Origin of the sequence: Pedobacter sp., from assembly GCF_035566355.1 — a bacterium.
Taxonomy (GTDB): Bacteria; Bacteroidota; Bacteroidia; order Sphingobacteriales; family Sphingobacteriaceae; genus Pedobacter.
The window spans coordinates 1-26399 of sequence record NZ_DATMRL010000080.1 but is presented as its reverse complement, the minus strand read 5'-3'; the positions used below and the strand labels follow the sequence as shown (position 1 = coordinate 26399).

Here is a 26399-nt window from a genome sequence, read left to right as displayed (position 1 = left end):
AAAGCATGAGCAATGTTCCCTATTATTTAGATAAAGCACGTACAGGTTACCGTCTAGGCCATGGACAAATTACAGATGGCCTGGTTAAAGATGGCCTTTGGGACGTATATAATGATTACCACATGGGTTCTGCCGCAGAATTATGTGCATCAGAATGCCACATCAGCCGTGAAGATCAGGACGCATTTGCTATTGCCTCGTATAAAAAAGCTCAGGCAGCACAAAACGAAGGTAAGTTCAGCGCAGAAATCGTTCCTGTAGAAGTGAAAGACCGTAAGGGCGAAATCACCCTGGTGAGCAATGATGAAGAACCTTTTGCCGTAAAATTTGACAAAATACCTTCCCTTAAACCGGTATTTAAAAAAGACGGTACCGTAACAGCAGCCAATGCATCTACCCTCAATGATGGCGCAGCTGCACTGGTTTTGATGAGTGCGGATAAAGCAAAGGAACTGGGCTTAAAACCTCTTGCCAGAATTTTAGCTTATGCTGATGCACAGCAGGCACCTGAATGGTTCACTACTGCCCCGGCAAAGGCCATTCCACTAGCTTTAAGCAGAGCAGGCAAAAGCATACAAGATGTTGATTATTTTGAGATTAATGAAGCCTTTTCTGTCGTTTCCCTGGCCAATAACCAACTTTTGGAACTCAACAATGATAAGGTCAATGTGAATGGCGGTGCGGTTTCCCTTGGCCATCCATTGGGCGCTTCTGGTGCAAGGATCGTGGTAACGCTCCTTTCTGTACTTGCTCAAAACAATGGAAAAATTGGCGTAGCCGGAATTTGTAACGGCGGTGGCGGAGCCAGCGCATTAGTCGTAGAAAAATACAGCTGATATGCTGCTGTTCAGAAAGCATATCCTGCTAACCTTAACGGTATGCTGTTACCTGGCTGCTGCCCGGGCACAGCATACCTTTAATTCAAATGCTGGCCCACGGCTACATGCCCTGCAGGATTCTATGATCCATCTTACAGAATCTATTCAAGCCGCCAAGGAAAATACAGACCGTTTTGCTGCCAATGCCAGTCTGATCAAAACCCTGGTCACCGCATTAAAAATTCCCGGATCCTACAGCTTTGCTTTTGACTCTTTAAAATATATTTCTACTGTCAAATCGCCAGATAACAGTTTCCGAATTTTTTCCTGGGCCCTGCCTACCAACAGTGGTAGCTTCCGTTTCTTTGGTACCATACAAATGGCCACTAAAGATGGGAGCCTGAAACTTTTCCCCCTGATAGATGGTACAGCTGAATTTAAGGACGACAATGAAGTCACTTCGCCTAAAAAATGGTTCGGCAGCCGGTATTATGAGATCGTACCTGTTGTCAACAGTGGCAAGCAGACCTATTATGCTTTATTGGGCTGGAAAGGTAACAATGCTAAAACCTCTAAAAAAGTCATCGAGGTACTATCCTTTAACCAGGGTGAACCGATATTCGGCAAGGCTGTTTTCCAGGACGCTAAAAACAGTTCTGTAAAAAATCGGATAGTTTTCGAATACAGTAAACTCAATTCCATGACACTCCGCCTGGACAAGAAAATAGGTATGATTGTTTTTGATCACCTCGCCCCCTTAAGTCCGGAAATGGCAGATCATTTTGAATTTTATGCATCAGATTCAAGTTTTGATGCCTACAAGCCAGTAGGCGGCCGCTTAAAACTGGTTGAAAATGTTGAAGTCAACAATGATCCAGACACCAATGATGAGTTTTACATAGATCCAAAGAACAAGCAAATACCTGCCCAGAAGAAATTTTAACGCGCTTTTCAATGGTGGATGTAGAATTAAAAATTTGTGAGTTTGCTCGTATGTCCCTATCTTGCGAGATCGTTCAATTCAACAACACACAAAATTTATCACTGGCAGGGCAATTGAAACATATTAGAAAAATAACTATCCCGCTCAATAACAGGAGATTCTTCTCCTGACACTCCAACGAACTAACTGAACCTTTTCTATAAATTATTACACAAAAAAACAACACATGAATGCACAAAGTTTGGATCATCCAAATAATTTTTTCGAAAGTAAGGTCTTAGGACATCCGGCAGGGCTGTTTGTTCTATTCTTTACCGAAATGTGGGAGAGATTTTCATATTACGGAATGAGGGCTTTGCTGGTACTCTTCTTAACTTCATCTATTATTGGAGATAACCCTGGCTGGGGATGGCCGAGGGCGCATGCCTTAGCTATTTATGGTTCTTATACCGGCTTAGCTTACCTGACCCCTATTTTAGGCGGTTATATTGCAGATAAGATTATCGGTTACAGATGGGCAGTATTGGTTGGTGCGCTGATCATGACCCTTGGACATTTATCCATGGCGATGGAGTTTCACCATGCATTTATGTATTTAGGTTTAGGCCTGCTGGTGATTGGTAATGGTTTCTTTAAACCAAACATGACCTCGATCATTGCACAGATGTACAAAAAACATCAGGAGAAAAAAGACGGCGCCTATACCATTTTCTATATGGGTGTAAACGCCGGAGCTTTCCTGGGTATGCTGCTTTGCGGTTATATCGGCGAAAATCCAAACTGGGGCTGGTCTTATGGTTTCGGCCTGGCTGGTGTTTTTATGTTTATTGGTATGCTCCAGTTCTACTTTACACAGAACATTTTTGGGAACATTGGTCTGAAACCTGTTAAAGATAAAGAAGAAGACTTTTCAGAAACACCTGAAGAATCCACAAGAAATCCATTCTCTTCATTTGACCTGGGCATCATTGGTTTACTTTCTGTTATTGGGTTAGCCTGGATCATCAACGATCCGGTTTCCAAAATTACCAGTTTCAATTTGTTTAACTTTAAAATCGGTGGCATTGAGGGCAGTAATTTCGCCATCCTGATTGCACTTGCCTTATTTATTTTTATCCTGATCAAGAGGATTGCACAATATACGCCTGTACTTCGCGACAAAATGATTGCTGTGATTATTCTGGCCTTCATTACCATCTTCTTCTGGGCTTCATTTGAGCAGGCAGGTGGTTCAATGACCATCTTTGCCAAAGATTATACACAGCGCATCTTAACCGGAGATTCCAAGATCATTTTCAATATTGTAAATACCTTGATCACCATTGTTCCTCTGGCCATCATCTCTTATGTATTGATGCGTTTATTTGCCAAAACTTTTGGAAAATATGCGCTGGGAAATATTATTCTGGCCTCAGGTTTCGTGATCATCTGGGTCATTGTGATCTACATGCTGAAACAACAATATTCTGAAGTAAAATCAGAGGTGCCCGCTACCTGGTTCGGAATTCTGAACTCTTTGTTCATCATTAGCTGTGCTCCTATTGTATCCAAATTATGGGAAAGCAAATACAACCCTTCTGCGACCTTTAAAAACGGCTTTGGTATGATTCTTCTGGGCATTGGCTTCGCCGCTTTAGCCTATGGTGCCAGCAGCATTCCACAGGGTGCAGCCGTCGCTTCTGTAAGTATGGTTTGGCTGGTACTTGCCTATTTCTTCCATACCCTGGGAGAATTGTTCATTTCACCGGTAGGTTTATCTTATGTGAGCAAACTCGTTCCGGGACGTATGATCGCGATTATGTTTGGGATCTGGTACCTGGCTATTGCAATCGGAAACAAGATTGCAGGTACAATGGGTGGTATGATCGATGAGATCACTTCCAAATACTCCATGTCTACCTTCTTTCTGATCTTTACCTTTATTCCGGTAGGCCTTGGTCTGATCATTATGATGCTGACTCCTGTTCTTAAAAAATTAATGCACGGTGTAAAATAAATAAAAAGCCTTTGGTATCTGCTAAAGGCTTTTTAGATTAACATAAAATAGAATGCAAGAAAACATCACGCTGGACGAAATCCAGAATTTTGAGGGTAAATACCCTAAGCAGCTTTGGTCATTATTTTTGGTAGAAATGTGGGAGCGTTTCTGCTTCTACGGAATGCGGGGTATGCTCACCATTTTCATGATCGACAAAATCGTTGGTCTTTCCCTTTCTGATAAGGATGCCAATCTAAAATATGCAGCCATACAATCTTTTGTTTACGCCTTCACTTTTTTGGGAGGTATCTTTGCAGATAAGGTTTTAGGCTTTAAAAAATCATTGTTCTTTGGCGGAATGGTGATGATCCTTGGAAACCTGATCATTGCATCCTCACCAAAGGATTTCTTTTACATTGGTATCACCCTTTCTATTATAGGCACAGGTTTCTTCAAACCCAACATTTCTTCTATGGTGGGTGACCTTTATAAAGAAGGCGATCACCGCAGGGATGCTGGTTACGGAATGTTCTACGCGGGTATCAATATCGGAGGCCTTTTAGGTGGTGCATTATGCGTATATCTTGGAAAATATGTTTCCTGGAACTATGCCTTCCTGGCTGCAGCAATCGTTATGGCAATTGGTCTGATTACCTTCCTGTTTACCAAAAAACAACTGGGTCCAATCGGTGATTCTCCGTTAAAAGAAATGCCTGTAAGCAAAAAAAGACTGAGAGAGATCGGCGTATATATATTTTCTTTGATCTCTATTCCTTTGATCCTGATCATGGTGCAGAACACAAAGTATACCGATTATTTCATGTATACGATTGCCCCGCTTTGTATCATTTATTTTCTTTACGAAACTTATAAGGTAAAAGACAGAAAATTCCAGATGAAGCTGCTTGCCGCTTTTATTTTTATTTTCCTGTACTTCCTGTTCAATGCTATTTTCGAACAAAGTGGTGGCTCCCTATCTCTTTTTGCAGAAAAGAACCTTAGCCATACCTTGCTGTTTTTCCAGATTGACCCTAATGTGATCAACAACAGCTCCAACTCTTTCTTCGTTATTCTTTTCAGTCCGCTGGTTGGTCTGTTGTGGCTTTGGTTGTCAAAAAAGAAAATAGAGCCAAATTCTGTCATTAAATTTGGTATCGGATTTTTGTTTCTGGCCGCTACGTTTTACACCTTCTTTTATACCCGTTTTCTTGCAGATGCCAATGGGATCACATCACTGAACCTCTTCACTTTTGGTTATTTATTGATGACACTTGGCGAATTGTGCCTCGGCCCGATCGGAATGTCGCTGGTGACTAAACTTTCGCCAAAAAAACTTACAGGTATGATGATGGGAATGTGGTTCCTCGCCAGTGCATTCGGTCAGTTTGCCGCCGGAAAATTTGGTGCAGACATGTCTGTAGATGAAGGTGCTACCCTTATGGAAAAATTGCATTCCTACACTGCAGGCTATTACCAATTGGGTATCTACGCAGCAATTGCAGGTATATTCCTGATCATTTGTTCCCCGTTCATTAAAAAACTGATGCAGGGTGTTAGCTAGCTTGAAACTGGATTTAACATATTTTAACCCTGTAACCCCACCCGGTTACAGGGTTTTTCATTTTTAATGATTAATTTCGGCGATTCTGCAATTCATACATTAAAAATACCGGTCACAAGTGTCAGACAGCTTAGTAATAATTCCTACCTATAACGAAAAGGAAAACATTGAAAGAATCATCAGGAAAGTATTTTCACTTCCTTTCCTCTTTGAGATCTTAATTATAGACGATGGTTCTCCTGACGGGACTGCAGAAATCGTAAAAAGCCTTCAGGAAGAGTATCCGGCGCTCCATCTGGAACAAAGAACAGGTAAACTAGGCTTGGGAACGGCCTATATTCATGGCTTTAAATGGGCTCTGCAGCGGAAATATGAATTTATCTTTGAAATGGATGCAGATTTCTCTCATAATCCGGATGATCTGGTCCGTCTGAGAGAGGCTTGCTTAAATGGCGCAGATGTAGCCATTGGTTCAAGATATGTAAATGGTGTAAATGTGGTCAACTGGCCAATGAACAGGGTGCTGATGTCTTATTTTGCATCGATGTATGTTCGTTTTATTACCCGCATCAGCATTCAGGATGCAACAGCTGGTTTTAAATGCTACAGAAGGATTGTTCTGGAAACCATTCCAATGGATAAAATCCGGTTTGTGGGTTATGCCTTCCAGATCGAAATGAAATTTACCGCCATCAAATACGGTTTTAATGTGGTTGAAGTTCCCATTATATTTACCGACCGCACAGAGGGGGTTTCAAAAATGAGTACCAGGATTTTCAGGGAAGCATTTGTAGGCGTGATCCAGATGAAAATAGGCAGTTGGTTCAGAAATTATAAAAGAGTCTGATTATTTCTTCTCTTTTCCTTCCCGCATCATTTCAGCAAAGGTCATTTCCCTGTCCATAGCAGAAACGATCCTTACCAGCCGCTTGGTTCTTGTAGGTTCAGTTTTAGCAGAATTTACCCAGTTGATGTACCAGTTCTGATGTGACTTTGGCAATTTTAAGAAACGCGCCATCAAATGATCTTCATCAGACAAACAAAGTTCCAGATCTTCGGGAATCTCGATCTTAAAATCCTTATCCTCTTCCAGCTCAATATTCACCACAGCCCCGGCTTCTTTGCGGAGTTGTTTTCGCAAACTGGCTTTCAAGGCCAGGATGAAATCACCCTCCCCCATCGGAACAGTTGCCATCCCTTCAATAAGCGTCTGGTCAATTTTACCTTTTACCCGGAAACTCTTTTTACAATCTGCTTTAATCCGGGCAGCAATATGCTGGGGAATGAAGACATAAGTCCAGCCTGTCTTTTCACCCATTTCTGCAAATTTTTCAATCTCCGCGCTAAAAGTTACCATGCGTTTAAAATGCTTAAGTCATCCAGAGATTAAAGATAAAAAATGCACCAAAATTATCAGAACTTTTCTTCAACACCTAAGCCAAACAAGGCAAAATCATACTTTACCGGGTCAAGCGGATCAAGTCTCCGAAGTTCAATGGTCAGTTCCACAGCAGTTCTCCAGTCGGTTTGCTTACGCTCAATCAGACCAAGTTTACGGGCTACGCGGTCTACATGTACATCACAAGGACAAATCAGATCTGCCGGCTTGATGATATTCCAAACGCCAAAATCCACACCACAACTATCCTTTCTCACCATCCACCTTAAAAACATATTTAAACGCTTACAGGTCGATTTCTGAAGAGGAGAAGAAACATGTTTAATCGTTCTCCTGGGAAAATCCGGAAGACTAAAAAAATAGCTTCTGAAATGGTTCAGAGATTGTTCAATATCCAATGCGGGATGATTCATTTCTCCCAGCATACAAGACGAGGAGGCATAAACAGACTGTTCCTCCTCCTGAACGACGGTCAAATATTCTTCTCTGAACGGAGAACTCCCCTTTGGCAAAAAAGCCGTTTCCAAACTAGCCGATCTCTTATAATGCTGATGAAAGAACTCCACAAAATACAACAGATCGGTATCATTGAACGTACGGTGCTTAAAGCCCAGCAAACTTTTCAAATCCTGATCGGAATGACCAGTCATAAAGGCGTATGGTTCATTATCCATCCGGGCAAACAGCTCCGTGCACTTATTGATAATGGTTTTACGCTGCCCCCAAGCTAAAATTGCCGCAAAAAATGCGGCAATTTCAATATCCTGTTTTTTTGAAAAACGGTGGGGAATACAAATTGGATCATTTTGAATAAAGCCTGGCTGGTTGTACTCTCCAACCTTCACATCCAAAAAATCCTTAAGTTCCAGAAATTCCAACCGTTGTTATTTAAGTGCTTGTTCTAAATCTGCCAGTAAATCATCGATATCCTCCACTCCAACGCTTAAACGGAGCAGGTTATCTGTAACCCCAACCTTTTCTCTTTCTTCTTTAGGAATAGAACCATGCGTCATGGTGGTTGGATGATTGATCAGTGATTCTACACCACCTAAAGATTCTGCCAAAGCAAACACTTTAAATGAAGAAGCCACTCTGAACGTTTCTGCCAGGTCTGCTCCTTTCAGCGTGATCGAAACCATACCACCAAATCCCCTCATTTGCTTTTTCGCAATGTCGTGGTTAGGATGATCTTCGAATCCAGGCCAATAGATCTTATCGATCTTCGGATGGTTCTTCAGGTAACGAGCCACCTTTTCACCATTTTCACAATGCGCTTTCATACGCAAATGCAAAGTTTTGATTCCTCTCAGTACCAGGAAAGAATCCTGAGGACCTGGTGTCGCGCCGCATGCATTATAGATAAACCAAAGGTCTTTATACAACTGATCATCATTCACCAGCAATGCCCCCATCACTACATCAGAGTGGCCACCGATATATTTAGTTACGGAATGCATGACAATATCCGCTCCAAGATCCATTGGATTCTGAAGGTAAGGAGAGGCAAAAGTATTGTCTACTGCCAGGATCAGGTGGTGCTGTTTTGCAATTTTGGAAACCCCTTCAATATCAATAATCTGCATGGTTGGATTGGTTGGTGTTTCAATCCAGATCAGCTTGGTCTTGTCATTTAAATGAGGCAGTATATTTTCTGGTTTAGATAGGTCCAGGAAATGGAATTTAATACCATATTTTTCATAAACCTTAGTGAAAATACGATAAGAACCACCGTAAAGATCATTTCCGGTAATCACTTCATCACCAGGCTTCAGCAATTTCAAAACCGTATCCGTTGCACCCATACCGCTAGAAAAAGCCAGGCCATATTTTGCATTTTCCAACGCGGCAAGGCATTTTTCCAAAGCCTGTCTGGTTGGATTCGTTCCACGTGAATATTCAAATCCTTTGTGATCGCCCGGCGACTTTTGCCAGTAGGTAGAAGTCTGATAAATCGGGGTCATTACCGCTCCGGTAGTTGGATCCGGTTCCTGACCTGCATGTATAGCTTTGGTTGCAAATTTCATCTTATTCATTTATTTTCAAAATTAAACTTACCAGATCCTTATTTAATAAGCCCTGGCAAACAGTACGCGTTGTATAGAAGGTTTACCTGAATAAATACATACACCAGCTTCCTGTTTATTATTTAACGGAATACATCTGATTGTAGCCTTTGTCTCTTCTTTTATTTTTTGCTCTGTTTCAGGTGTACCATCCCAATGCGCAGAAATAAATCCGGCCTTGGTGTCCAGAAGTTCTTTCAGCTCATCGTACGAATTCGCTTCAGTGATATGATCTTCTCTATAATCCGCAGCTTTTTTATAGATATTCGCCTGGATATCTTCCAATAATTGCTGAACAAAAATATCTAATCCTTCCTGCTGAACGGTTTGTTTCTCACGGGTATCTCTTCTGGCAATTTCAACGGTACCATTCTCCATATCTCTTCCGCCTATTGCAATCCGGACAGGTACACCTTTAAGTTCATATTCTGCAAATTTGAATCCAGGACGTTGGGTGTCTCTGTCATCGTATTTCACAGAGATACCCATTCCCTTTAGTTTAGGGATCAGTTCATCTACAAAATTGCTGATGTTCTTCAGATCTTCCTCTCCCTTATAGATTGGAACAATCACCACTTGTATCGGAGCCAGTTTTGGAGGTAAAACCAATCCCTGGTCATCACTATGAGCCATAATTAAAGCACCGATCAAACGGGTGGATACCCCCCATGACGTTGCCCAAACATGCTCTATTTTTCCTTCTTTATTGGTAAACTTCACATCAAATGCTTTTGCAAAGTTTTGTCCTAAAAAGTGAGACGTACCTGCCTGTAATGCCTTTCCATCCTGCATCAATGCTTCAATGCAATAGGTATCCAAAGCTCCTGCAAAACGCTCATTTGGTGTTTTCTTTCCCTTAACCACTGGTAAAGCCATCCAGTTTTCAGCAAAGTCTGCATATACGTCCAGCATCCGTTCTGTCTCTTCAATAGCTTCTTGCGCAGTAGAATGCGCAGTATGCCCTTCCTGCCATAAAAACTCTGCCGTTCTCAGGAACAGCCGGGTTCTCATTTCCCAGCGGACAACATTTGCCCATTGGTTGATCAGCAAAGGCAGATCTCTGTACGACTGGATCCAGCCTTTATATGTATTCCAGATAATGGTTTCAGAAGTCGGTCTTACGATCAGCTCCTCTTCCAGTTTGGCAGTTTCATCGACAACAATGTTTCCATTACCGTCATTTTTCAATCGATAATGTGTCACAACGGCACATTCTGTGGCAAAACCTTCTACGTGAGAAGCCTCCTTTGAAAAATATGACTTTGGAATGAATAAAGGAAAATAAGCATTGCTGTGACCAGTATCTTTAAATTTTTGATCTAATACAGACTGCATTTTTTCCCAAATCGAGTAACCATACGGCTTAATTACCATACAGCCCCTTACATCTGAATGATCTGCAAGATCGGCTTTTATAACAATGTCGTTATACCACTGGGAATAATCTTCGTTTTTGCTTGTAATACCTTTGCTCATAACTGTCTGGAACGTTTTTTGTGTTAAATTTCTTGTATAGTAGGTCGCAAATTTATAAATTTATACCTATAATAATTGTAACACACACAAACAATTCACATATATGAAACCGATTCGATTACTTACTCCAATATTGGTTGCAGCAGTGGTGGTGATTTCCTCCTGTTCTGCACCGAGGTTGGCGCAGCAAGGCAGCGGCAACGATGACGTATACAACTCTGTAGCTAAGGCTCAGGAATATGTACAGCCCCAACCAGGGCAGTCTTCCCAATACAGCGATAGTTACGATGATGATTACGGAAGCAGTGACCCTAATTACGATATGGATTATTCGTCACGCATCAACAGATTTTATTACGGAAGCCCATATAGAAATTATTATGACCCATATTATGGTGATTATTATGGCTATAACGGTTTCTCTCCGTATTCCAGCAGCTGGTCATTAGGCTTTGGCTGGGGATTTGGAAATTATTACAACAGCATCTGGAATCCTTACTATGGTTTTGGTGGCTGGGGTTATTCTCCTTACTGGGGCTACAACCCATATTGGGGCGGTGGCTTCTGGGGTGGCGGATATTGGGGCGGTGGTTACTGGGGCGGCGGCTATGTCAACCGTTTACCTGGAAACACCATTTATGGTGCAAGACCTTACAGGGGCAGAGAAAATGGCGTTGGCTATACTCCAAGGTCCAGCAATATGAACAGCAGTTATAATGGTCGCGGTGTGATCAGAACAACCAACGGTGTAAGCTATACAGAAAGAAGCAGATCAAGCCGTCCGGCAAATGTAAATTCTGGCAGCAGACCTGACAATCCGTATATACAACCAAGACAAGGCAGAACGGAAAGTTATACTCCTCAAAGAGACAGCAGACCTAGTTATTCCCCTCCATCTAATTCCGGCGGTAATTATGGCGGCGGCGGCGGTGGTGGCGGCAGAAGTCAAAGAGGTGGTAGAAACTAGTTAAACAAGAACCCTATTAAATGAAAAAATTCCTTACCATTCTTGGATTGGCTATGGTAGCCAATACTGGAGTAATATATGCACAATACGCGGGTGATGCCCTTAGGTTCTCGCAAACTAACTATGGCAGTTCAGCCCGTTTCAAAGGACTGGGAAATGCTCAAACCAGTTTAGGCGGAGATATCAGTTCCATTGGCGGTAACCCTGCCGGACTGGGAATGTTTACCAGATCTGAATTCAGCATCACACCTGAGTTTAACAACACAGGTTCAAAATCAAACTATTTTGGTCAGAACTCCAACGATACAAAAAACAGTTTTAACTTAAACCAGGCGGGTATAGTTTGGTATAATCCGGTTATCAGAGCTAAAGGCTCTAATCTGGATCAGGGGGTAGTTAGTTTTGTTTGGGGAATTGGATACAACAGAAACAGCGATTTTAGCCAGCGCGTAAGTTTTGCAGGAAAGAACCCGAACAATTCTTTAGGCGATTATTTTGCCGAACAGGCAAACAATACAGGCAAAACTCACCAAGACCTACCTCTAGGACTAGGTCAGTTAGGCTATGACAATTTCCTGATCAATGAAACGAGTTCTGGCGTCTACCAAAAAGCAAATTCGAAACTCAACAACAATCAAGCCTACAATCAAAACAGGTGGGGATCTACTTCTGAGTTTAACTTTGCCGGATCCATGAACATTTCCAACCAGGTTTATATTGGTGCTTCCATAGGATTTGTGACCATGCATTATGACTATGACTCTAATTTCAGCGAAATGGGTTCACTGACTTCCACTCCGCAGGAATTACCTGCAGATCCAAAAGTTGGTGACACCTACACTGCTTCTTATCTGCAGTCTCAGACAACCAGAGGTAATGGAATTAACGGAAGGATTGGTATCATCTATAAACCAATAAATGAATTTAGAATTGGAGCATCCTTTCAAACACCAACCTGGATGCATGTAGAAGATACTTATTCAGAAGCTGTAAATACACTTTATAACCCTGGAAATTCAGTATACAGACCTGATCAGAACAATTATGTATTTCAATATACCTTAAGGACTCCTATGAAAACTTCAGTGGGTGCAAGTGTAATTATTGCTGGTAACGGTTTGTTAACCGGTGACGTGGATTTTGTAAATTACTCCAGCATCAAACTGAGCACTACATCGGATTACAATACCATGGATGATCGCTCAATTTTAAACAACAACAACCAGGATGTTAAAGATTTCTACAAAAGCGCTGTTAACTTCCGTGTTGGTGGTGAGTACAAAATAGATCCGATTACGCTTCGCGCAGGTTTTGGGCTGAATGGTACTCCTTATAAACAAGATCCTGACAAACAGGCTCAGGTTAAATATTATAGCGCAGGTTTAGGCTACAGAATCAATCAATATTATGTTGACCTGGCTTATCAGCGAGTAGAAACCAATCAAACATTCGTTCCTTATACTGTAGGAACTGATGCTTCACTGGACCCTACTGCAACAACAAAATTGAGTAAAAACAATGTTTTCCTGACTTTCGGAGTTCGCTTCTAAAAAGCCGGAGAATCTTCAAAATAAAAGCGCTGATGTCTTGACATCAGCGCTTTTATTTTGAAACCTATTTCAGGAACAAAACCTCCTACAGAGAAAGTTTAAAACGCTCTATATTCTTTTCTACCTGAGCATCTTTGATCAGCTCAGGAGCATGGTGCGGTTTCTTTCTCGCATCTATGATAACCGGACCTGTACAGCCCCAATGTTTATCTTTAACAAAACTACCTACCCCATCTATATCAGACGCAGGATTACTTCTGGTAAAGGTTACCCAAACCAGGTTATTAATATCTTTGGCTGTAAACGCTGCATCATCACAAAGTACAATTAAGCCCAGACCTCCCAGATTCTGTTGTTGAAGCTGATCTTTCAATTCGCTAATTTCAACGTCTGCCTGATCCTTATTCAAATAAGATGGAGCCTGAACGGTCATAACCCCTTCCATAGCCATGTGATACCCGGAAAAACATCCATCTGTAACAAGACCTGAAGGCAATACCGTACTCAATTGACGTTTCACTTCTCCGGCCGCAGCAAACACCACTTTAGAGCCAGAATTCAATCCTTCTCCACTATAATCTAAGGTATCTATCGTGGTTTGCGTATAAAAATGCAGGTCTCTGGTAAAATCCATACGTTCCAGTATATGCTTCAAAAAAGCCCTGATATGATGCGTACTGAGCTTTTCGTCATCCTCTCTCGCAGCAATAAACACATATTTAGCCAGACTCAACTGGTTCTTACCTAAAATATGATTGGCAATGGTCAAGATTTCCTGCGGTCTGCGTTCCTTTAAATATGGTGTATATCTCTCACTCCCTATCGCAAACAACAATGGATGCACACCAGCCGCATCGACTGCATTCACTTCTTTCAGCCCGTGGATTTCCTGGGGAATCGCCGAACCTGCAATTTCATGGATCAGTGCACCAAAGCTTGTATCTTCCTGCGGAGGTCTTCCTACTACAGTAAAGGACCAGATGGCATCCTTTTTATGATATACATTGTGCACCTTCATTAAAGGAAAAGGATGCGTCAGACTGTAATAGCCCAAATGATCTCCAAAAGGACCTTCTGGTTTATTTTCCTGCGGATAAACCGTACCTGTGATCACAAAATCAGCATCTGCAGAGATGCAGAAACCTTCGTCGTCATAGAAATAACGGAACCGTCTGTTACCCAGGACTCCCGCAAAGGTCATTTCTGACAGTCCTTCTGGCAGAGGCATCACCGCCGCCAATGGGTGTGAAGGAGGGCCACCTACAAAAATACTCACTTTTAAAGGCTGTCCTTTTGCATTGGCTTTGGATTGATGAACGCCTATTCCTCTATGGATCTGATAATGTAATCCGATTTCTTTGTCTTTGATATATTCATTTCCGGCCAGTTGTATACGGTACATACCCAGGTTGGAATTCATCACACCTGGCTTATCCGGATCTTCAGTATAGACTTGTGGCATAGTTACAAATGGTCCGCCGTCCATCGGCCAGTTTACAATTTGCGGAAGCTGACTAATGGTCGTTTTACTAAAAGTAGCTTTAAAAAGGCTTTGTTTCAATGGTAAAGCCGAGAGTGCGGTTAAGCCTGCCCCAGCATATTTAAATGGGTTTTTAAGTGCCTTAATTGGGTCTGAACGAAGCCCTACCAATTGCTGAACTTTATCCAGGCTGTCCCTGAACATAAATTTGGACCTTTCCAAAGTGCCAAACAAGTTGGATACTGCAGGAAAAGGGCTTCCTTTCACTTTTTCGAATAGAATGGCCGGACCTTCCTGTTCAAAAATCCGCAAATGGATTGCCGCCATTTCCAGGTAAGGGTCTACTTCTTCTTTTATACGTATAAGATGTCCGTGTTTTTCTAAATCAGCAACACATTCTGATAAGCTGTTATATCCCATTGCCTACAAAGTTAAAGTTAAGTTTGTAAGCTTGTTGGAAAAAATCAAATTACTCTTCGAGGACTGGACTCCTTGCCTCGCTGCGCTCTTGTGGCAAGGCGCCCTGAGGTCCTCTCGGAGTAATATTGATTTTTTATATGGCGCTTAGCAAAGGAGGTGAGTCCGGGCAGGGTGCATAGAGATGGAGGATAGGGTTATTTTGTAATGTATATTGTAATGTATATTGTAATGTATATTGTAATGTATACCTATAATTTTCTTTGTTTATATGGTAGAAAGCCATTTTTCCAAAACTCTTGGCTGGGATAGTTGTTGTATTCTAAACAGATTTAATAAAATAAAAACAACAATTACTATGGACGCTAAAGAGATTAGTTTGAATGAAAAAAAGGTAAAACCAGTAGTAGACATGCTCAACGATTATCTTGCAAACTATCATATACACTATCAAAAATTAAGAGGATGCCACTGGAATATTAAAGGACAGAACTTCTTTACCCTGCACCTTAAGTTCGAGGAATTATATACCAACGCTCAACTGACCATTGATGAAATTGCAGAACGTGTCCTTACCCTGGGTAAACCACCACATAGCCGCTTTGCAGATTACATCAGTGAGTCTTCCATTAAAGAGATCAATACCATAGGTCTTAAAGACCTCGATATGGTAGATGCTATTCTCGACGATATGTCACAACTCATCCAACTGGAAAGGGAGTTGCTGGAAGCAACAGACAAAGCCGGAGATGACGGCACCAACGATATGGTCAACCGTTTCATGCAATTCAAAGAAAAAAACACCTGGATGCTACGCTCATTCGCAAACAAGAAATAAAACATCCCTATTCAACTTAATAAAGCCCTGCTCCAAAAGCAGGGCTTTCTTGTTTTACAAACCTTATCACTATAAAACTTACCATAACACTAACCTCATCTTCACCATCCCCCCCCTTTTTTCCTTTCCTTCCCGGACCACCCCTCACAGCTATGCGCCATACAAAAACAATATTACTCTGAGAGGACCTCAGGGCGCCTTGCCACAAGAGCACAGCGAGGCAAGGAGTCCAGTCCTCGAAGAGTAATATTGTTTTTTCCAGCAAGCTTTTTTTCACACTGCTTTATAATACGCACCCTTCTTTCCCGTTCTTGATATAGAATTTAAGCTCTTAGAATTTATTCGTATAATTGCCAGAATTAACTTGACACGACATTAATGCAAAAATATTATATATTGGCAGCAGTAGCTGCCTTCCTCAACATATCCTCTGCCTCAGCCTCTAACCTCAGAGACTCAATAGGCGTAGAAAACCTAAAAGGCAAAAAAGTAATCATCCATAAAGTAGTTCAGCACGACACCTATTATTCTATAGGAAGACTGTACAATGTTCAGCCCAAAGAGATCATAACCTTTAACGACAATAAATACCTTCAAATCGGGGTCATCATTAAAGTACCAACCAATATTCCATTTAAAGATCAGATCAGCACAGCGGCAAAAAACCCACCTGCAAATACATCATCCGATAATGGAAACTATACAGAGTACACCATACAGCCCAAAGATAACCTGAACAGGCTTGCAGAAAGATTTGGAACTACAGTAAATGAAATCAAAAGGATCAACGATCTGAACTCGATTCATCTGAGAATAGGTCAGGTCTTAAAAATGCCGGCACAAGCAGAAACCCAGCAGCAACCAGAAAAACAACAGGAGCAAAAGCCGGCACAGAAACCAACACAAGCTGCCGCTAATGAGCCAATCTTTCCATCCAAACGTCCTGAAGCTGTAAAAAGTACAGATGCAACTGCAGGAGAAAACGGAGCTTATATTGAGCATGTGGTAAAAGCCAAAGAAAACCTGGGCATGCTGGCCGACAAATACGGAACAACAATTGAGGAGATCAAAAAACTCAACGGACTAAACTCCAGTAACCTTAGAATAGCTCAGGTCTTAAAAATTCCAGCTAAACCAGGTCAAAATACTGAAACGTCCAATGCAGGCCAACCTGTTTTAACAGAAACAACACAGACAGGTCAGAAAAAACCAGGCCTGGACAAAAAGACACAACCCCTGCAGTCTCCTGCAGATACATCAGCACAAGAAGAATTCATAGAACATACAGTTGCCTCAAATGAAACTCTTTATTCCATTGCCACAAAATATGGCTTAACCATGGACCAGGTAAAAGCAAAGAACAATTTGCAGGATGCCTCCCTTAGAGTCGGCCAAAAATTACTGATCAAGGGACAATATCCGGTAAAAAAACCTTACACTCCGCCGGTAACAGATTCAGATGCGGAGACCGATAGCGTATCAACCATTAAAAACCCTTCCTTAAAATACGCGCCAAGCAGATATGGACTGAATCAAATTGATGAGAAAGGGACAGCTGTATGGATTGCAGAAGAAGGCCTTGATCCGACCAAAATGCTTGTGTTACACCGCACTGCACCAATAGGAACAGTAATAAAAATCACCAATCCAATGAGCAACCGCTCTACTTTTGCAAAGGTTGTTGGTAAATTTACAGAGAATGAATCCACAAAAGATGTTATCATTGTAATGACAAAAGCTGTAGCAGACGCACTGGGTGCGCTGGACAAAAGATTTTTTTGTAATTTAACCTACAGCGGACAAGATACTAATGAACAATAAACCTTTTATTATCGGGATTGCGGGTGGAAGCGGTTCCGGTAAAACTTTCTTTTTAAATTGTTTCCTTCATCATTTTAAAAATGACGAAGTCACTTTAGTTTCACAGGATGATTATTACATCCCAGTTGGAGAAATGACACAGGAAGAGAATAAATTGTACAACTTTGATCTTCCCTCTACCATTGACAACGAACAGTTCAACCTCGACATCAGGAAACTCCTGAAAGGAGAAGTGATCTACAAAAAAGAATACAACTTTAACAACCCTTTGGCGGTGGTCAAGATCCTGGAGATCAGCCCAGCACCAATTATCATAGTAGAAGGCCTTTTCATCCTTCATTTCAAAGAAATCGCAGCATTGCTGGACCATAAGATCTTTGTAGAAGCCGAAGAATCCGTAGCACTGGACCGCAGAGTAAAGAGAGACGGTATGGAACGTGGCTATTCTGAAGAAGACGTATTATACAAATGGCACAACCACGTTGTGCCATCTTATAAAGAATTTTTATTGCCATACAAAGAAGAATGCAATATGGTTGTGCTAAACAATACCAACACACCCGATGAGATCATTGCAATTACAGAAAAGATAGCTATTGATCTGAAAGCTAAATTCTGTCAGGACAATTAATCTATATGCATTTCCGGCGCATTATGGTCGGCCAGAAGTCTGCCTGAGGTTGCGTTTCTAATGTAATCTACACTCACCCCCGGGGCTCTTTCGATTAACTGAAAGCCACCCTCAGGCAGTACATCAAGAACCGCAAGCTCGGTTACGATCTTTTTAATACAATGTACACCTGTTAACGGTAGGGTACATTTTGGCAGCAACTTACTCTCCCCCGCTTTATTCACATGCTGCATGGCCACTATAATATTTTTAGCAGAAGCGACCAGATCCATTGCGCCTCCCATCCCCTTCACCATTTTACCCGGGATCTTCCAATTGGCAATATCCCCGTTTTCAGAAACTTCCATAGCACCTAATATAGTCAGATCAATCTTCTGGCTCCTGATCATTCCAAAACTCAGGGCAGAATCAAAGACAGAGGAACCAGGTAAGGTCGTAATCGTTTGTTTTCCGGCGTTGATCAGATCGGCATCCTCTTCTCCTTCAAAAGGAAAAGGCCCCATCCCCAGTAAGCCGTTCTCAGACTGTAAAACGACATTGATTCCCTCAGGAATATAATTGGCAACCAATGTTGGAATACCAATCCCAAGATTCACATAGTAACCATCTTTTATCTCTTTTGCGATACGTTTCGCAATTCCATTTTTATCCAGCATGTGACCCTTAATTTTTAGTTCTTACCGTACGTTGTTCAATTCTCTTTTCATAGTCAGCACCCTGAAAAATACGGTGTACAAATACCCCGGGTGTATGAATCTGATCCGGATCCAGTTCTCCGGCTTCCACCAGAATCTCTACTTCAGCAATGGTCACTTTTCCAGCCATAGCCATTACCGGATTAAAATTCCTGCTGGTCGATCTGTAGATCAGGTTACCCGCAGTATCTCCTTTCCAGGCCTTTACAATTGCAAAATCAGCCTCAAAAGCATACTCCATCAGGTAATCCTTACCATTAAAATTTCGCACTTCTTTACCCTCAGCCACTTCAGTACCCACACCCGCAGGTGTAAATATTGCGGGCATACCATACCCGGCAGCCATGCAACGTGTTGCTAAAGTACCTTGCGGAATCAGTTCAACTTCCAGTTCACCGCTCAACAGTTGTCTTTCAAATTCTGCGTTCTCTCCAACATAAGAAGAAATCATCTTTTTAACCTGGCGCTGCTGCAGCATCAGCCCTATGCCAAAATCATCTACGCCGGCATTATTGGAAATGCAGGTCAGGTTCTTCACGTTCTTATTCACCAGTGCGTTAATGCAGTTTTCAGGAATCCCGCAAAGGCCAAATCCCCCCAGCATTAATGTATCACCGTCTTCTATATCCCGGATGGCTTCTATAGCCCCCGATACCACTTTATTGATCATATATTTGGTTTGACTGCTAAATTAAAAAAAGTCCCCCGAACTTTGTTAGCCCGGAGGTTATTATCATTTTAAATATACATACGTAATACCATCTCCGCCCCGGTCTGCATGCTCATCCTCAACACGGGTAACCTGGCTGTACTTTTTAAGATACTCACGGATCAGCTTCCGGAGAATCCCGTCACCTTTTCCATGAATCAGTTTAATAAAAGGAAAGCCCATCATAACAGATCTGTCCAAATACTTTTCAACTTCCTGTAAAGCCACTTCACCCCGCATTCCCCTTAAATCCAGTTCCGCAGTAAAAGAACTGATGGCTTCAGAAATACTACCAGAATAAGAATTGGCCTGTATCGTTTTCCTCGCCTGCGTATTGCTGATCTTATGCACCCTGTTCTTTTTCAAAACAGATCTCAGATCCCCCAGTGCCACCACCAGGTTATCCCGGTTGATTTCCAGAACCTGTCCAGTTGTTTCACTATTATTGAGTTGTACCCAATCTCCAACCTCTATAGGTGTATTCAATTTTTGTACAGGCGCTTCCGGTTTCTTCTCTTCTTTCACCTGATGCTGCACCAGCTGTTTCTGCAGGTTTTGCCGAAGTTCTTTAGTTGCAACCTTGTCTGCCTGTTTTTCTTTAATTTCGGCGATCGTATTCTCGACCAGCTTGTTCGCATTTTTAATAATGGATTGTGCCTCCAGCTTCGCCTCCTTCATCAGGCTCTTCTTATTTTCCTCCAGGAAGAGTTTCAGCTTTTCATTTTCAGCCACCAGGTTTTTAACCTTATTCTGCTGGGTAGAAAGATGGATCTTCGTATCGTAAATCTGCTTCTTCTCTCTCTCCAGATCCACCAGCAAACTATCTATACGGTTTTGATTCGTACCCGTCTTTTCTCTGGCCAGTTTTAAAACTTCAGGCTGCAAACCAATATTCTGTGCAATCTCAAAAGCATATGAACTCCCTGGTTTTCCAATCTCAAGTACATACAAAGGCTTCATTTTATCATTATCAAACAACATAGAAGCATTTTCAAGCCCAGGCGTATTACCCGCAAACAATTTCAGGTTCGAATAGTGGGTCGTAATTACCCCCCTAACCTTCTTATTGTTCAATACCTCCAGCACGGCTTCTGCCATAGGTCCGCCGAACTGTGGGTCTGTACCAGTTCCAAACTCGTCAATCAGCACCAGCGACTTCGGTGTAGCATGCGCTACAAAATACCGCATCTTTGTCAAATGGGCACTATAAGTACTCAAATCACTTTCTATAGACTGATCATCTCCAATATCTGCAAAGATATTGTCAAATATACCTACCTCACTCGACTCATGAACAGGAATCAATAAGCCACTCTGGATCATAATCTGCAACAGACCAACCGTTTTCATACAAACAGATTTCCCCCCGGCATTAGGTCCGGAAACCAGCAATATCCTCAACGTATCGTGAATCTGCATATTTAACGGAACCACGGTTTTCCGATCTTCCTTGAAAGACAGAAACAAGAGTGGGTGCCTTGCATTGACCAGCTTAGTCCTGGCTTCTTTTACCAAAACCGGCATATCTGCCTCCACCTCTATCGCAAAAAGTGCCTTTGCCCGTACAAAATCCAGCTTGGTTAAAAAGCCATGATAAGACAATAATAAAGGAGTATAAGGCCTCAGGTCATTGGTCAAAGCAATCAAAATCTTAATGATCTCCCTGCGTTTATCAAATTCCAGATCCCTTAACTTATTATTTAAGGTGAAAACTTCCTCCGGCTCCATATATACCGTCTGGCCGCTGGCCGACTCATCATGGATAAATCCTTTCAGTTTCCTCTTGTTTTCAGCCAGAATCGGAATACACATCCTGCCATCACGAATGGTCAGACTTCCATCAGCCACCCAGTTGTTTCCAACAGCCTGTTTATAGATGGCATCCATCTTTTTCCTGACTTCCTGCTCACCTTTTGCAATATCCCCAATGATCTGCTGCAAAGCAGGAGATGCATTAGGTTTGATCTTACCTTTGGGATCAAGAACAGTTTCAATCTTTTTAAGGATGTTTTTCTCTACAGGCAGATGCTCAAATAAAGCTTCCAGGTTAGGATAAACTTCTTTTCTTTCGTCAAAAAAACGAAGTACAGAGAATACCGTTTGAAGAGAGGCATACATCTGGAACAACTCCTCCTCCACCAGGTAACTCCCTTCAGCCCGGATTTTATCTGCTAAATATTTAATATCAAAAAAAGTACTGATCTGCAGGGGTTCCTGATTTTCCAGTATACTTTTAAATTCTCTGGTTTGTCTTAAAAATTTATTTATCTGGTCATAATTGGTCATGACCTGCATCTTACTCACCATTTGCTGTCCCATAGGGCTTAAACAATTTTTATGGATGAGTCCTCTAATTTCGTTGAAACCTAAACGTTCCAAACAATTTTCGGGATATAACATAATTACTTTTGCGTCGTTTGAATTTGAACCTTCCTTAACTTTTTCTTCCTGATCTTCTTCTTAGGTTTCACTAATGCACTGTCCTTTTTAACCAATAAAGAATCCTTAGCCTTTACATTCTTGATTAATTTAGGGTCTAGTACTGCAGTTTTTTTTGCCGTGTCTAACTTCTTCTGGAGTTTTTTTTGCGCAGCAGCCACAGAATCGGCAACAACTTTATCCACCTTCTTTTTAGCCGCTGTCAAATCTACCTTTATCTTTTCGTAGATACTGCTCATCAGATCCGGATGCGTATAGTAAAAGTTCATACTTTTCGTATAGGCCGCGGAGTCAGTTCCATACTTTTTATAAATGCCCTTGTAAAAAGAAGAAGCAACCTTTTTAGCCGAATCCGGCAGAGGAATCGTATTTACATATCCATCGGCAATATGGATGTCATACAGTATTTTCCCCATATCATCAGGTTGTATAATATCTTTGGGAACAGGGGGCTTACATCCGAACAGGAATAAAGATGCAATCCCCGCTAACAAAATCTTCTTCATCGTATCATCAAATTTTTCTCTACAAACCCCGAAGCAACCCTTCTTTAAAACGCTCCACATCTGCCTATACAAGCTACGCCTGGCTTCATCAATCTGTAAACATTATCTTTTCTTGCCGCAAATTGCGTCAAGGTTGTTAATTTTACCAAAAATACTGATAAATGAGCATAGCCGATAACTTATTAAAATATAAAAAGGAATTAGAAAGTACCTCCGCGAAACTGGTCGCTGTTTCTAAGAACAACGAAGCCGATGCAGTTCAGGAAGCTTACGATGCCGGACAAAGGATTTTTGGTGAAAATATTGTACAGGAGCTTGTCGACAAACAGGCCCTCTTACCAAAAGATATTGAATGGCACTTAATTGGCCACCTGCAAACCAACAAAGTAAAATATATTGCACCGTTCATCAGTCTCATTGAATCTGTAGACAGCTTAAAACTCCTGATTGAAATTAACAAACAAGCCTCAAAAAACAACAGGGTAATTGACTGCCTTTTACAGGTCTATATTGCAGATGAAGATACCAAATTCGGCCTGGGATTTGATGAAGTTATAGAACTGCTCAGATCCGAAGAATTTGAAAGTCTGAAAAATATTAGAATTGTAGGATTAATGGGGATTGCCACCAATACAGAATCCAAAAAACAGATCCGCGATGAATTCCAGGAATTGAAAGTTTTATTTGATGGAATTAAACTGACTTATTTCCGGAAAGATGATTATTTTAAAGAAATTTCCATGGGAATGTCTGCAGACTATGAAATCGCGGTAGAAGAAGGCAGTACCATGGTAAGAATTGGCAGCAACATCTTTGGTAAAAGAAAAATCAAACATTTTAAAGCAGAATGAGTATAATTATCCGCGTCGCAGAAAAGCAAGATTGTCCGGCACTCCTTGAACTCGTCCATGAGCTTGCAATTTATGAGAAACTACCAGAGGAAGTCACAGTGACCCTGGAAGAGTTTGCAGATGCAGGCTTTGGAGAAAAACCTGTATGGAAAGCATTTGTTGCTGAAAACAAGGATAAGATCATAGGTTTTGCCCTTTATTATACACGCTATTCTACCTGGAAAGGTTGCCGTCTTTACCTTGAAGACTTCATTGTTACTGAAGAATATCGCGGAAAAGGAGTTGGGAAACTCCTTTTTGAAACCGTAATGCAGGAAGCAAAAGACAAAAACTACAATGGAATGAACTGGCAGGTGCTGGATTGGAACGAACCTGCAATCAATTTCTATAAAAAATATGAGGCCAGTATAGAATCAGGCTGGTTAAATGCTTCCTTTTCCAAAGAACAAATTAAAAAATAGAGATATGAAAAAGATTGCTGCACTACTTGCTCTATCAAGCATCCTTGCCTGTCAAAGTGAAAAAAAAGGTGGCCAGGCGGCCGACTCCACGAACACTGAGGTTACTGCTATTACAGACACCTTAACGTTTAAATACGATTCACTTAAAGTATACAGCAAACTGGCACTGCCGGCAAGCAGTAAGGATACGACTAAAGCGACTATCGTCTATCCGGTATTCAGCAGCAATAAGATCAATTCATTTATTCAGGCAGCCGCACTGAAAACAGACAGTCCTGACGATCCAGAATATAAAAATTACAGTGAACTCGCTGCAGGATTTATCAAAGGCTTTGATGACTATAAAAAAGACAACAAAGACGATCAGCAAACCTGGTTTAAGGAAGTTCGTATCAAGGTGCAGCAGCAACGAAAAGGATACCTGGGTTTACGATATGATTTTATAGATTATGCAGGAGGTGCACATCCAAATTACGCGATCGTGTTCCATAACTATAGCACCATCAGTGATAAAAGCGTAACGATAGATAGTCTGATCAAACCAGGCAGTCTTCCTGCATTAACTGCAACAGCAGAGAAAATCTTTAGAAAAAACGAAAAACTGACTCCAAAACAAAGCCTGGCAGATCATTATTTTTTCGAAAAGAATACCTTTTCGTTGCCACGCAATTTTACCATAACAGACCAGGGATTGAAATTTCTGTATAACCCTTATGAGATTAAGCCATATGCTGCCGGCACCACCGAACTGCTGGTTCCATTTGAACAAATTAAAGAAATCCTGAAACCCAATCCCGTTCTACCCGCACTAAAATAAAATATGGAAGTATATAAATTTGGTGGTGCATCTGTTTGTGATGCAAAATCCATCCAAAATATGGCCGGAATTATTAAAAGCACTTCGGCCAGCCCCCTGCTTATCGTTGTATCTGCTATGGGCAAGATGACCAACAAACTTGAAGCATTGACCAGATCCTATCTCTTTGATGACGGACAGGCCCATGAATTGCTGGAGGAAGTCAAAACCTATCATTATCACATTCTGAATGACCTCTTCAGCGATCATAACAACCCCGTATTCAACGACATCGCCAATACCTTTGTTGAAATTGAATGGCTCCTGGAAGAAGAAGCCAGCGACGCGCCAGATTATATCTACGATCAGATTGTTTCCATAGGAGAATTGGTTTCTACAAAAATAGTGACCGCCTACTTGAAATCAGCAGGATGTAATGCCATCTGGGCCGATGCAAGAAATTATATTAAAACAGACAATACTTACCGGGAAGGTAAAGTGGACTGGACTAAATCAGAAGCTGAAATCCAGAAATACCTGCTGCCCCTTCTGGAAAAATCTATCGTCGTTACACAAGGTTTTATTGGCAGCACCAGCGAAAATTTCACAACCACGCTCGGACGTGAGGGTTCAGATTACTCTGCTGCTATTTTTGCCGCTTGCCTGAATGCCACTGCACTAACCATATGGAAAGACGTGCCTGGCGTACTCAATGCGGACCCAAAATGGTTTGCAGAAACGGAGAGGATTCCACAGCTTTCTTATCACGATGCCATAGAACTGACCTATTACGGAGCAACAGTGATCCATCCAAAAACCATAAAACCCCTGCAAAACAGGAATATCCCTCTGTATGTCCGTTCCTTTGTTGATGCAGGAAGTCCGGGCACGGAAATCACCGCCCTCAATGCGCCTCTGCCCGTACCCTCCTTCATCTTTAAAGTCAACCAGGTCCTGATTTCTATCTTTCCGAAAGATTTCTCCTTTATCATTGAGGAAAACCTCAGTGATATCTTCAGTCTCTTCCATAAGCATAAAGTAAAAGTCAATACCATGCTGAACTCTGCCATCAGCTTTTCAGTAAGTGTAGACCAGGATGAACAAAAAACAGATCGGCTGATCAAAGAATTATCGGAGCATTATAAAGTTAAATACAATACCGGACTGGAACTAGTCACCATTCGTTACTACAATCAAGGTACGATAGACAGGGTCACAGAAAACAAAGAGATTCTTTTGGAGGTCAAAAGCCGGCATACCTGCCAGATCGTAATGAAAGATAAAACAGCTATTGAATAAGTCTATTCTACATCAGGAAGTCCAGGCCTATATCAGCAGCCACCTGCAAGCTGATGTACATCAGCTTGCTATGGCCAAAAGCCCTTTTGAACATCTGTCTTCCAGAGAACTGGCTGTACAAATCAGTTCCAAAAAGAAAGCGGAGAAAAAGCTGCCTACCTGGTTTGCCGCAGCGCAAATTTATTATCCTGAGCCCTTATCTATAGAACAAACCTCTTCAGAAACAACTGCAGCCTATAAAGCAGGTTTAATTGACGGTGGCACCTTAATTGATCTTACCGGCGGTTTTGGAGTAGACAGCTATTACTTTTCGAAAAAAGCAGAAAAGGTGGTCCACTGCGAGATTAATACTGAGCTCTCAGAAATTACAGCCCATAATCTGAAAACACTTGGCGCAGATCATATTCAATGCATAGCAGGTGATGGATTGGCCTTTCTGGAAACCTATCCCGGGCATTTTAACACCATTTATATTGATCCCGCAAGAAGAAGTCAGTCTGGCAAAGTTTTCATGCTTAAAGACTGCACACCAAATGTGATTGAGAATATGGATTTACTCCTGTCTAAATCAGACCAGGTCATCATCAAGACCTCGCCCCTGCTCGACATCACCGCCGGGATCAAAGAATTACAATTTGTTAGTGAAGTGCATATTGTAAGCACCAGAAATGAATGTAAAGAACTGCTCTTTATTCTAAAAA

At 41.6% G+C, this 26399-nt stretch carries 23 protein-coding genes and 1 pseudogene; 15 read left to right on the top strand and 9 right to left on the bottom strand.

What is annotated here, in order from left to right:
• From VNZ46_RS03055 to VNZ46_RS03035, 5 genes are all read left to right on the top strand, one after another.
• Positions 1 to 836: acetyl-CoA C-acyltransferase (locus VNZ46_RS03055; RefSeq protein ID WP_325558605.1), on the top strand; the 836-nt coding region annotated here is incomplete at its 5' end.
• A 1-nt stretch (position 837) separates the two neighbouring features.
• Complete coding sequence (locus VNZ46_RS03050; RefSeq protein ID WP_325558604.1) at positions 838 to 1761, top strand: hypothetical protein; 924 nt, start codon at positions 838 to 840, stop codon at positions 1759 to 1761.
• Between the two features lie 226 nt (positions 1762 to 1987).
• Positions 1988 to 3757 (top strand): peptide MFS transporter, encoded by a 1770-nt coding sequence (locus tag VNZ46_RS03045; RefSeq protein ID WP_325558603.1) that lies wholly within the window; start codon positions 1988 to 1990, stop codon positions 3755 to 3757.
• Positions 3758 to 3809: 52 nt separating this feature from the next.
• Complete coding sequence (locus VNZ46_RS03040; protein WP_325558602.1) at positions 3810 to 5300, top strand: peptide MFS transporter; 1491 nt, start codon at positions 3810 to 3812, stop codon at positions 5298 to 5300.
• A 118-nt stretch (positions 5301 to 5418) separates the two neighbouring features.
• Entirely contained in the window at positions 5419 to 6147 is a 729-nt protein-coding gene (locus VNZ46_RS03035; RefSeq protein WP_325558601.1) for a polyprenol monophosphomannose synthase, read from the top strand.
• Here VNZ46_RS03035 and VNZ46_RS03030 read toward each other — a convergent pair whose 3' ends face one another.
• The 4 genes from VNZ46_RS03030 to proS are packed head-to-tail and all read right to left on the bottom strand — an operon-like array spanning position 6148 to position 10238.
• Positions 6148 to 6657, bottom strand: coding sequence for a YdeI/OmpD-associated family protein (locus VNZ46_RS03030; RefSeq protein WP_325558600.1), 510 nt, complete (start codon positions 6655 to 6657; stop codon positions 6148 to 6150).
• 56 nt (positions 6658 to 6713) lie between these two features.
• Positions 6714 to 7577 (bottom strand): TIGR02757 family protein, encoded by an 864-nt coding sequence (locus tag VNZ46_RS03025; RefSeq protein ID WP_325558599.1) that lies wholly within the window; start codon positions 7575 to 7577, stop codon positions 6714 to 6716.
• A 6-nt stretch (positions 7578 to 7583) separates the two neighbouring features.
• The gene (locus tag VNZ46_RS03020) at positions 7584 to 8723 is read right to left on the bottom strand and encodes a cystathionine gamma-synthase (protein ID WP_133780347.1); all 1140 of its coding nucleotides are present in this window, start codon (positions 8721 to 8723) and stop codon (positions 7584 to 7586) included.
• A gap of 42 nt (positions 8724 to 8765) precedes the next feature.
• Positions 8766 to 10238 carry a proline--tRNA ligase gene (gene proS / locus VNZ46_RS03015; protein WP_325558598.1) on the bottom strand — a complete coding sequence of 491 codons (1473 nt, stop codon included), beginning with the start codon at positions 10236 to 10238 and terminating at the stop codon, positions 8766 to 8768.
• Between the two features lie 103 nt (positions 10239 to 10341).
• Between proS and VNZ46_RS03010 the strand changes: the two genes are divergently transcribed.
• Together VNZ46_RS03010 and VNZ46_RS03005 are read left to right on the top strand one after the other, a co-directional pair.
• Positions 10342 to 11205: a hypothetical protein gene (locus VNZ46_RS03010; RefSeq protein WP_325558597.1), complete on the top strand. Its 864-nt coding sequence runs from the start codon at positions 10342 to 10344 to the stop codon at positions 11203 to 11205.
• A gap of 20 nt (positions 11206 to 11225) precedes the next feature.
• Positions 11226 to 12755, top strand: a complete 1530-nt coding sequence (locus tag VNZ46_RS03005; RefSeq protein ID WP_325558596.1) for a hypothetical protein — start codon at positions 11226 to 11228, stop codon at positions 12753 to 12755.
• A gap of 85 nt (positions 12756 to 12840) precedes the next feature.
• Here VNZ46_RS03005 and VNZ46_RS03000 read toward each other — a convergent pair whose 3' ends face one another.
• Positions 12841 to 14655 (bottom strand): UbiD family decarboxylase, encoded by a 1815-nt coding sequence (locus VNZ46_RS03000; protein ID WP_325558595.1) that lies wholly within the window; start codon positions 14653 to 14655, stop codon positions 12841 to 12843.
• 355 nt (positions 14656 to 15010) lie between these two features.
• Here VNZ46_RS03000 and VNZ46_RS02995 point away from each other — a divergent pair, with 355 nt between their 5' ends.
• From VNZ46_RS02995 to VNZ46_RS02985, 3 genes are all read left to right on the top strand, one after another.
• Positions 15011 to 15490, top strand: coding sequence for a Dps family protein (locus VNZ46_RS02995; RefSeq protein ID WP_108552446.1), 480 nt, complete (start codon positions 15011 to 15013; stop codon positions 15488 to 15490).
• Positions 15491 to 15868: 378 nt separating this feature from the next.
• On the top strand, positions 15869 to 17311 hold the full coding sequence (locus tag VNZ46_RS02990; RefSeq protein WP_325558594.1) for a LysM peptidoglycan-binding domain-containing protein: 1443 nt from the start codon (positions 15869 to 15871) through the stop codon (positions 17309 to 17311).
• Positions 17301 to 17942 carry a uridine kinase gene (locus tag VNZ46_RS02985; protein WP_325558593.1) on the top strand — a complete coding sequence of 214 codons (642 nt, stop codon included), beginning with the start codon at positions 17301 to 17303 and terminating at the stop codon, positions 17940 to 17942. The genes VNZ46_RS02990 and VNZ46_RS02985 overlap by 11 nt, the downstream gene beginning before the upstream one ends.
• On the opposite strand, the gene VNZ46_RS02980 is transcribed toward VNZ46_RS02985, so the two are convergent.
• From VNZ46_RS02980 to VNZ46_RS02965, 4 genes are all read right to left on the bottom strand, one after another.
• A complete protein-coding gene (locus tag VNZ46_RS02980) occupies positions 17939 to 18598 on the bottom strand; it encodes a 3-oxoacid CoA-transferase subunit B (protein ID WP_325558592.1) in 660 nt (219 codons plus the stop codon). The genes VNZ46_RS02985 and VNZ46_RS02980 overlap by 4 nt on opposite strands.
• 7 nt (positions 18599 to 18605) lie before the next feature.
• Positions 18606 to 19307 carry a CoA transferase subunit A gene (locus VNZ46_RS02975; RefSeq protein WP_325558591.1) on the bottom strand — a complete coding sequence of 234 codons (702 nt, stop codon included), beginning with the start codon at positions 19305 to 19307 and terminating at the stop codon, positions 18606 to 18608.
• Between the two features lie 63 nt (positions 19308 to 19370).
• Positions 19371 to 21746, bottom strand: a complete 2376-nt coding sequence (locus tag VNZ46_RS02970; protein ID WP_325558590.1) for an endonuclease MutS2 — start codon at positions 21744 to 21746, stop codon at positions 19371 to 19373.
• Between the two features lie 2 nt (positions 21747 to 21748).
• Positions 21749 to 22291 (bottom strand): DUF4296 domain-containing protein, encoded by a 543-nt coding sequence (locus VNZ46_RS02965; protein WP_325558589.1) that lies wholly within the window; start codon positions 22289 to 22291, stop codon positions 21749 to 21751.
• Between the two features lie 161 nt (positions 22292 to 22452).
• Between VNZ46_RS02965 and VNZ46_RS02960 the strand changes: the two genes are divergently transcribed.
• The 5 genes and pseudogenes from VNZ46_RS02960 to VNZ46_RS02940 all read left to right on the top strand — a co-directional run.
• The gene (locus VNZ46_RS02960; RefSeq protein ID WP_325558588.1) at positions 22453 to 23142 is read left to right on the top strand and encodes a YggS family pyridoxal phosphate-dependent enzyme; all 690 of its coding nucleotides are present in this window, start codon (positions 22453 to 22455) and stop codon (positions 23140 to 23142) included.
• Positions 23139 to 23603 (top strand): GNAT family N-acetyltransferase, encoded by a 465-nt coding sequence (locus VNZ46_RS02955; protein WP_325558587.1) that lies wholly within the window; start codon positions 23139 to 23141, stop codon positions 23601 to 23603. Before VNZ46_RS02960 ends, VNZ46_RS02955 begins: the two co-directional genes overlap by 4 nt.
• Before the next feature lie 4 nt (positions 23604 to 23607).
• A complete protein-coding gene (locus VNZ46_RS02950; protein WP_325558586.1) occupies positions 23608 to 24420 on the top strand; it encodes a DUF3298 and DUF4163 domain-containing protein in 813 nt (270 codons plus the stop codon).
• A gap of 3 nt (positions 24421 to 24423) precedes the next feature.
• On the top strand, positions 24424 to 25698 hold the full coding sequence (locus VNZ46_RS02945; protein ID WP_325558585.1) for an aspartate kinase: 1275 nt from the start codon (positions 24424 to 24426) through the stop codon (positions 25696 to 25698).
• Positions 25691 to 26399 (top strand): annotated as a pseudogene (locus tag VNZ46_RS02940) (hypothetical protein); the annotation flags it as partial. The gene VNZ46_RS02945 and the pseudogene VNZ46_RS02940, both read left to right, overlap by 8 nt.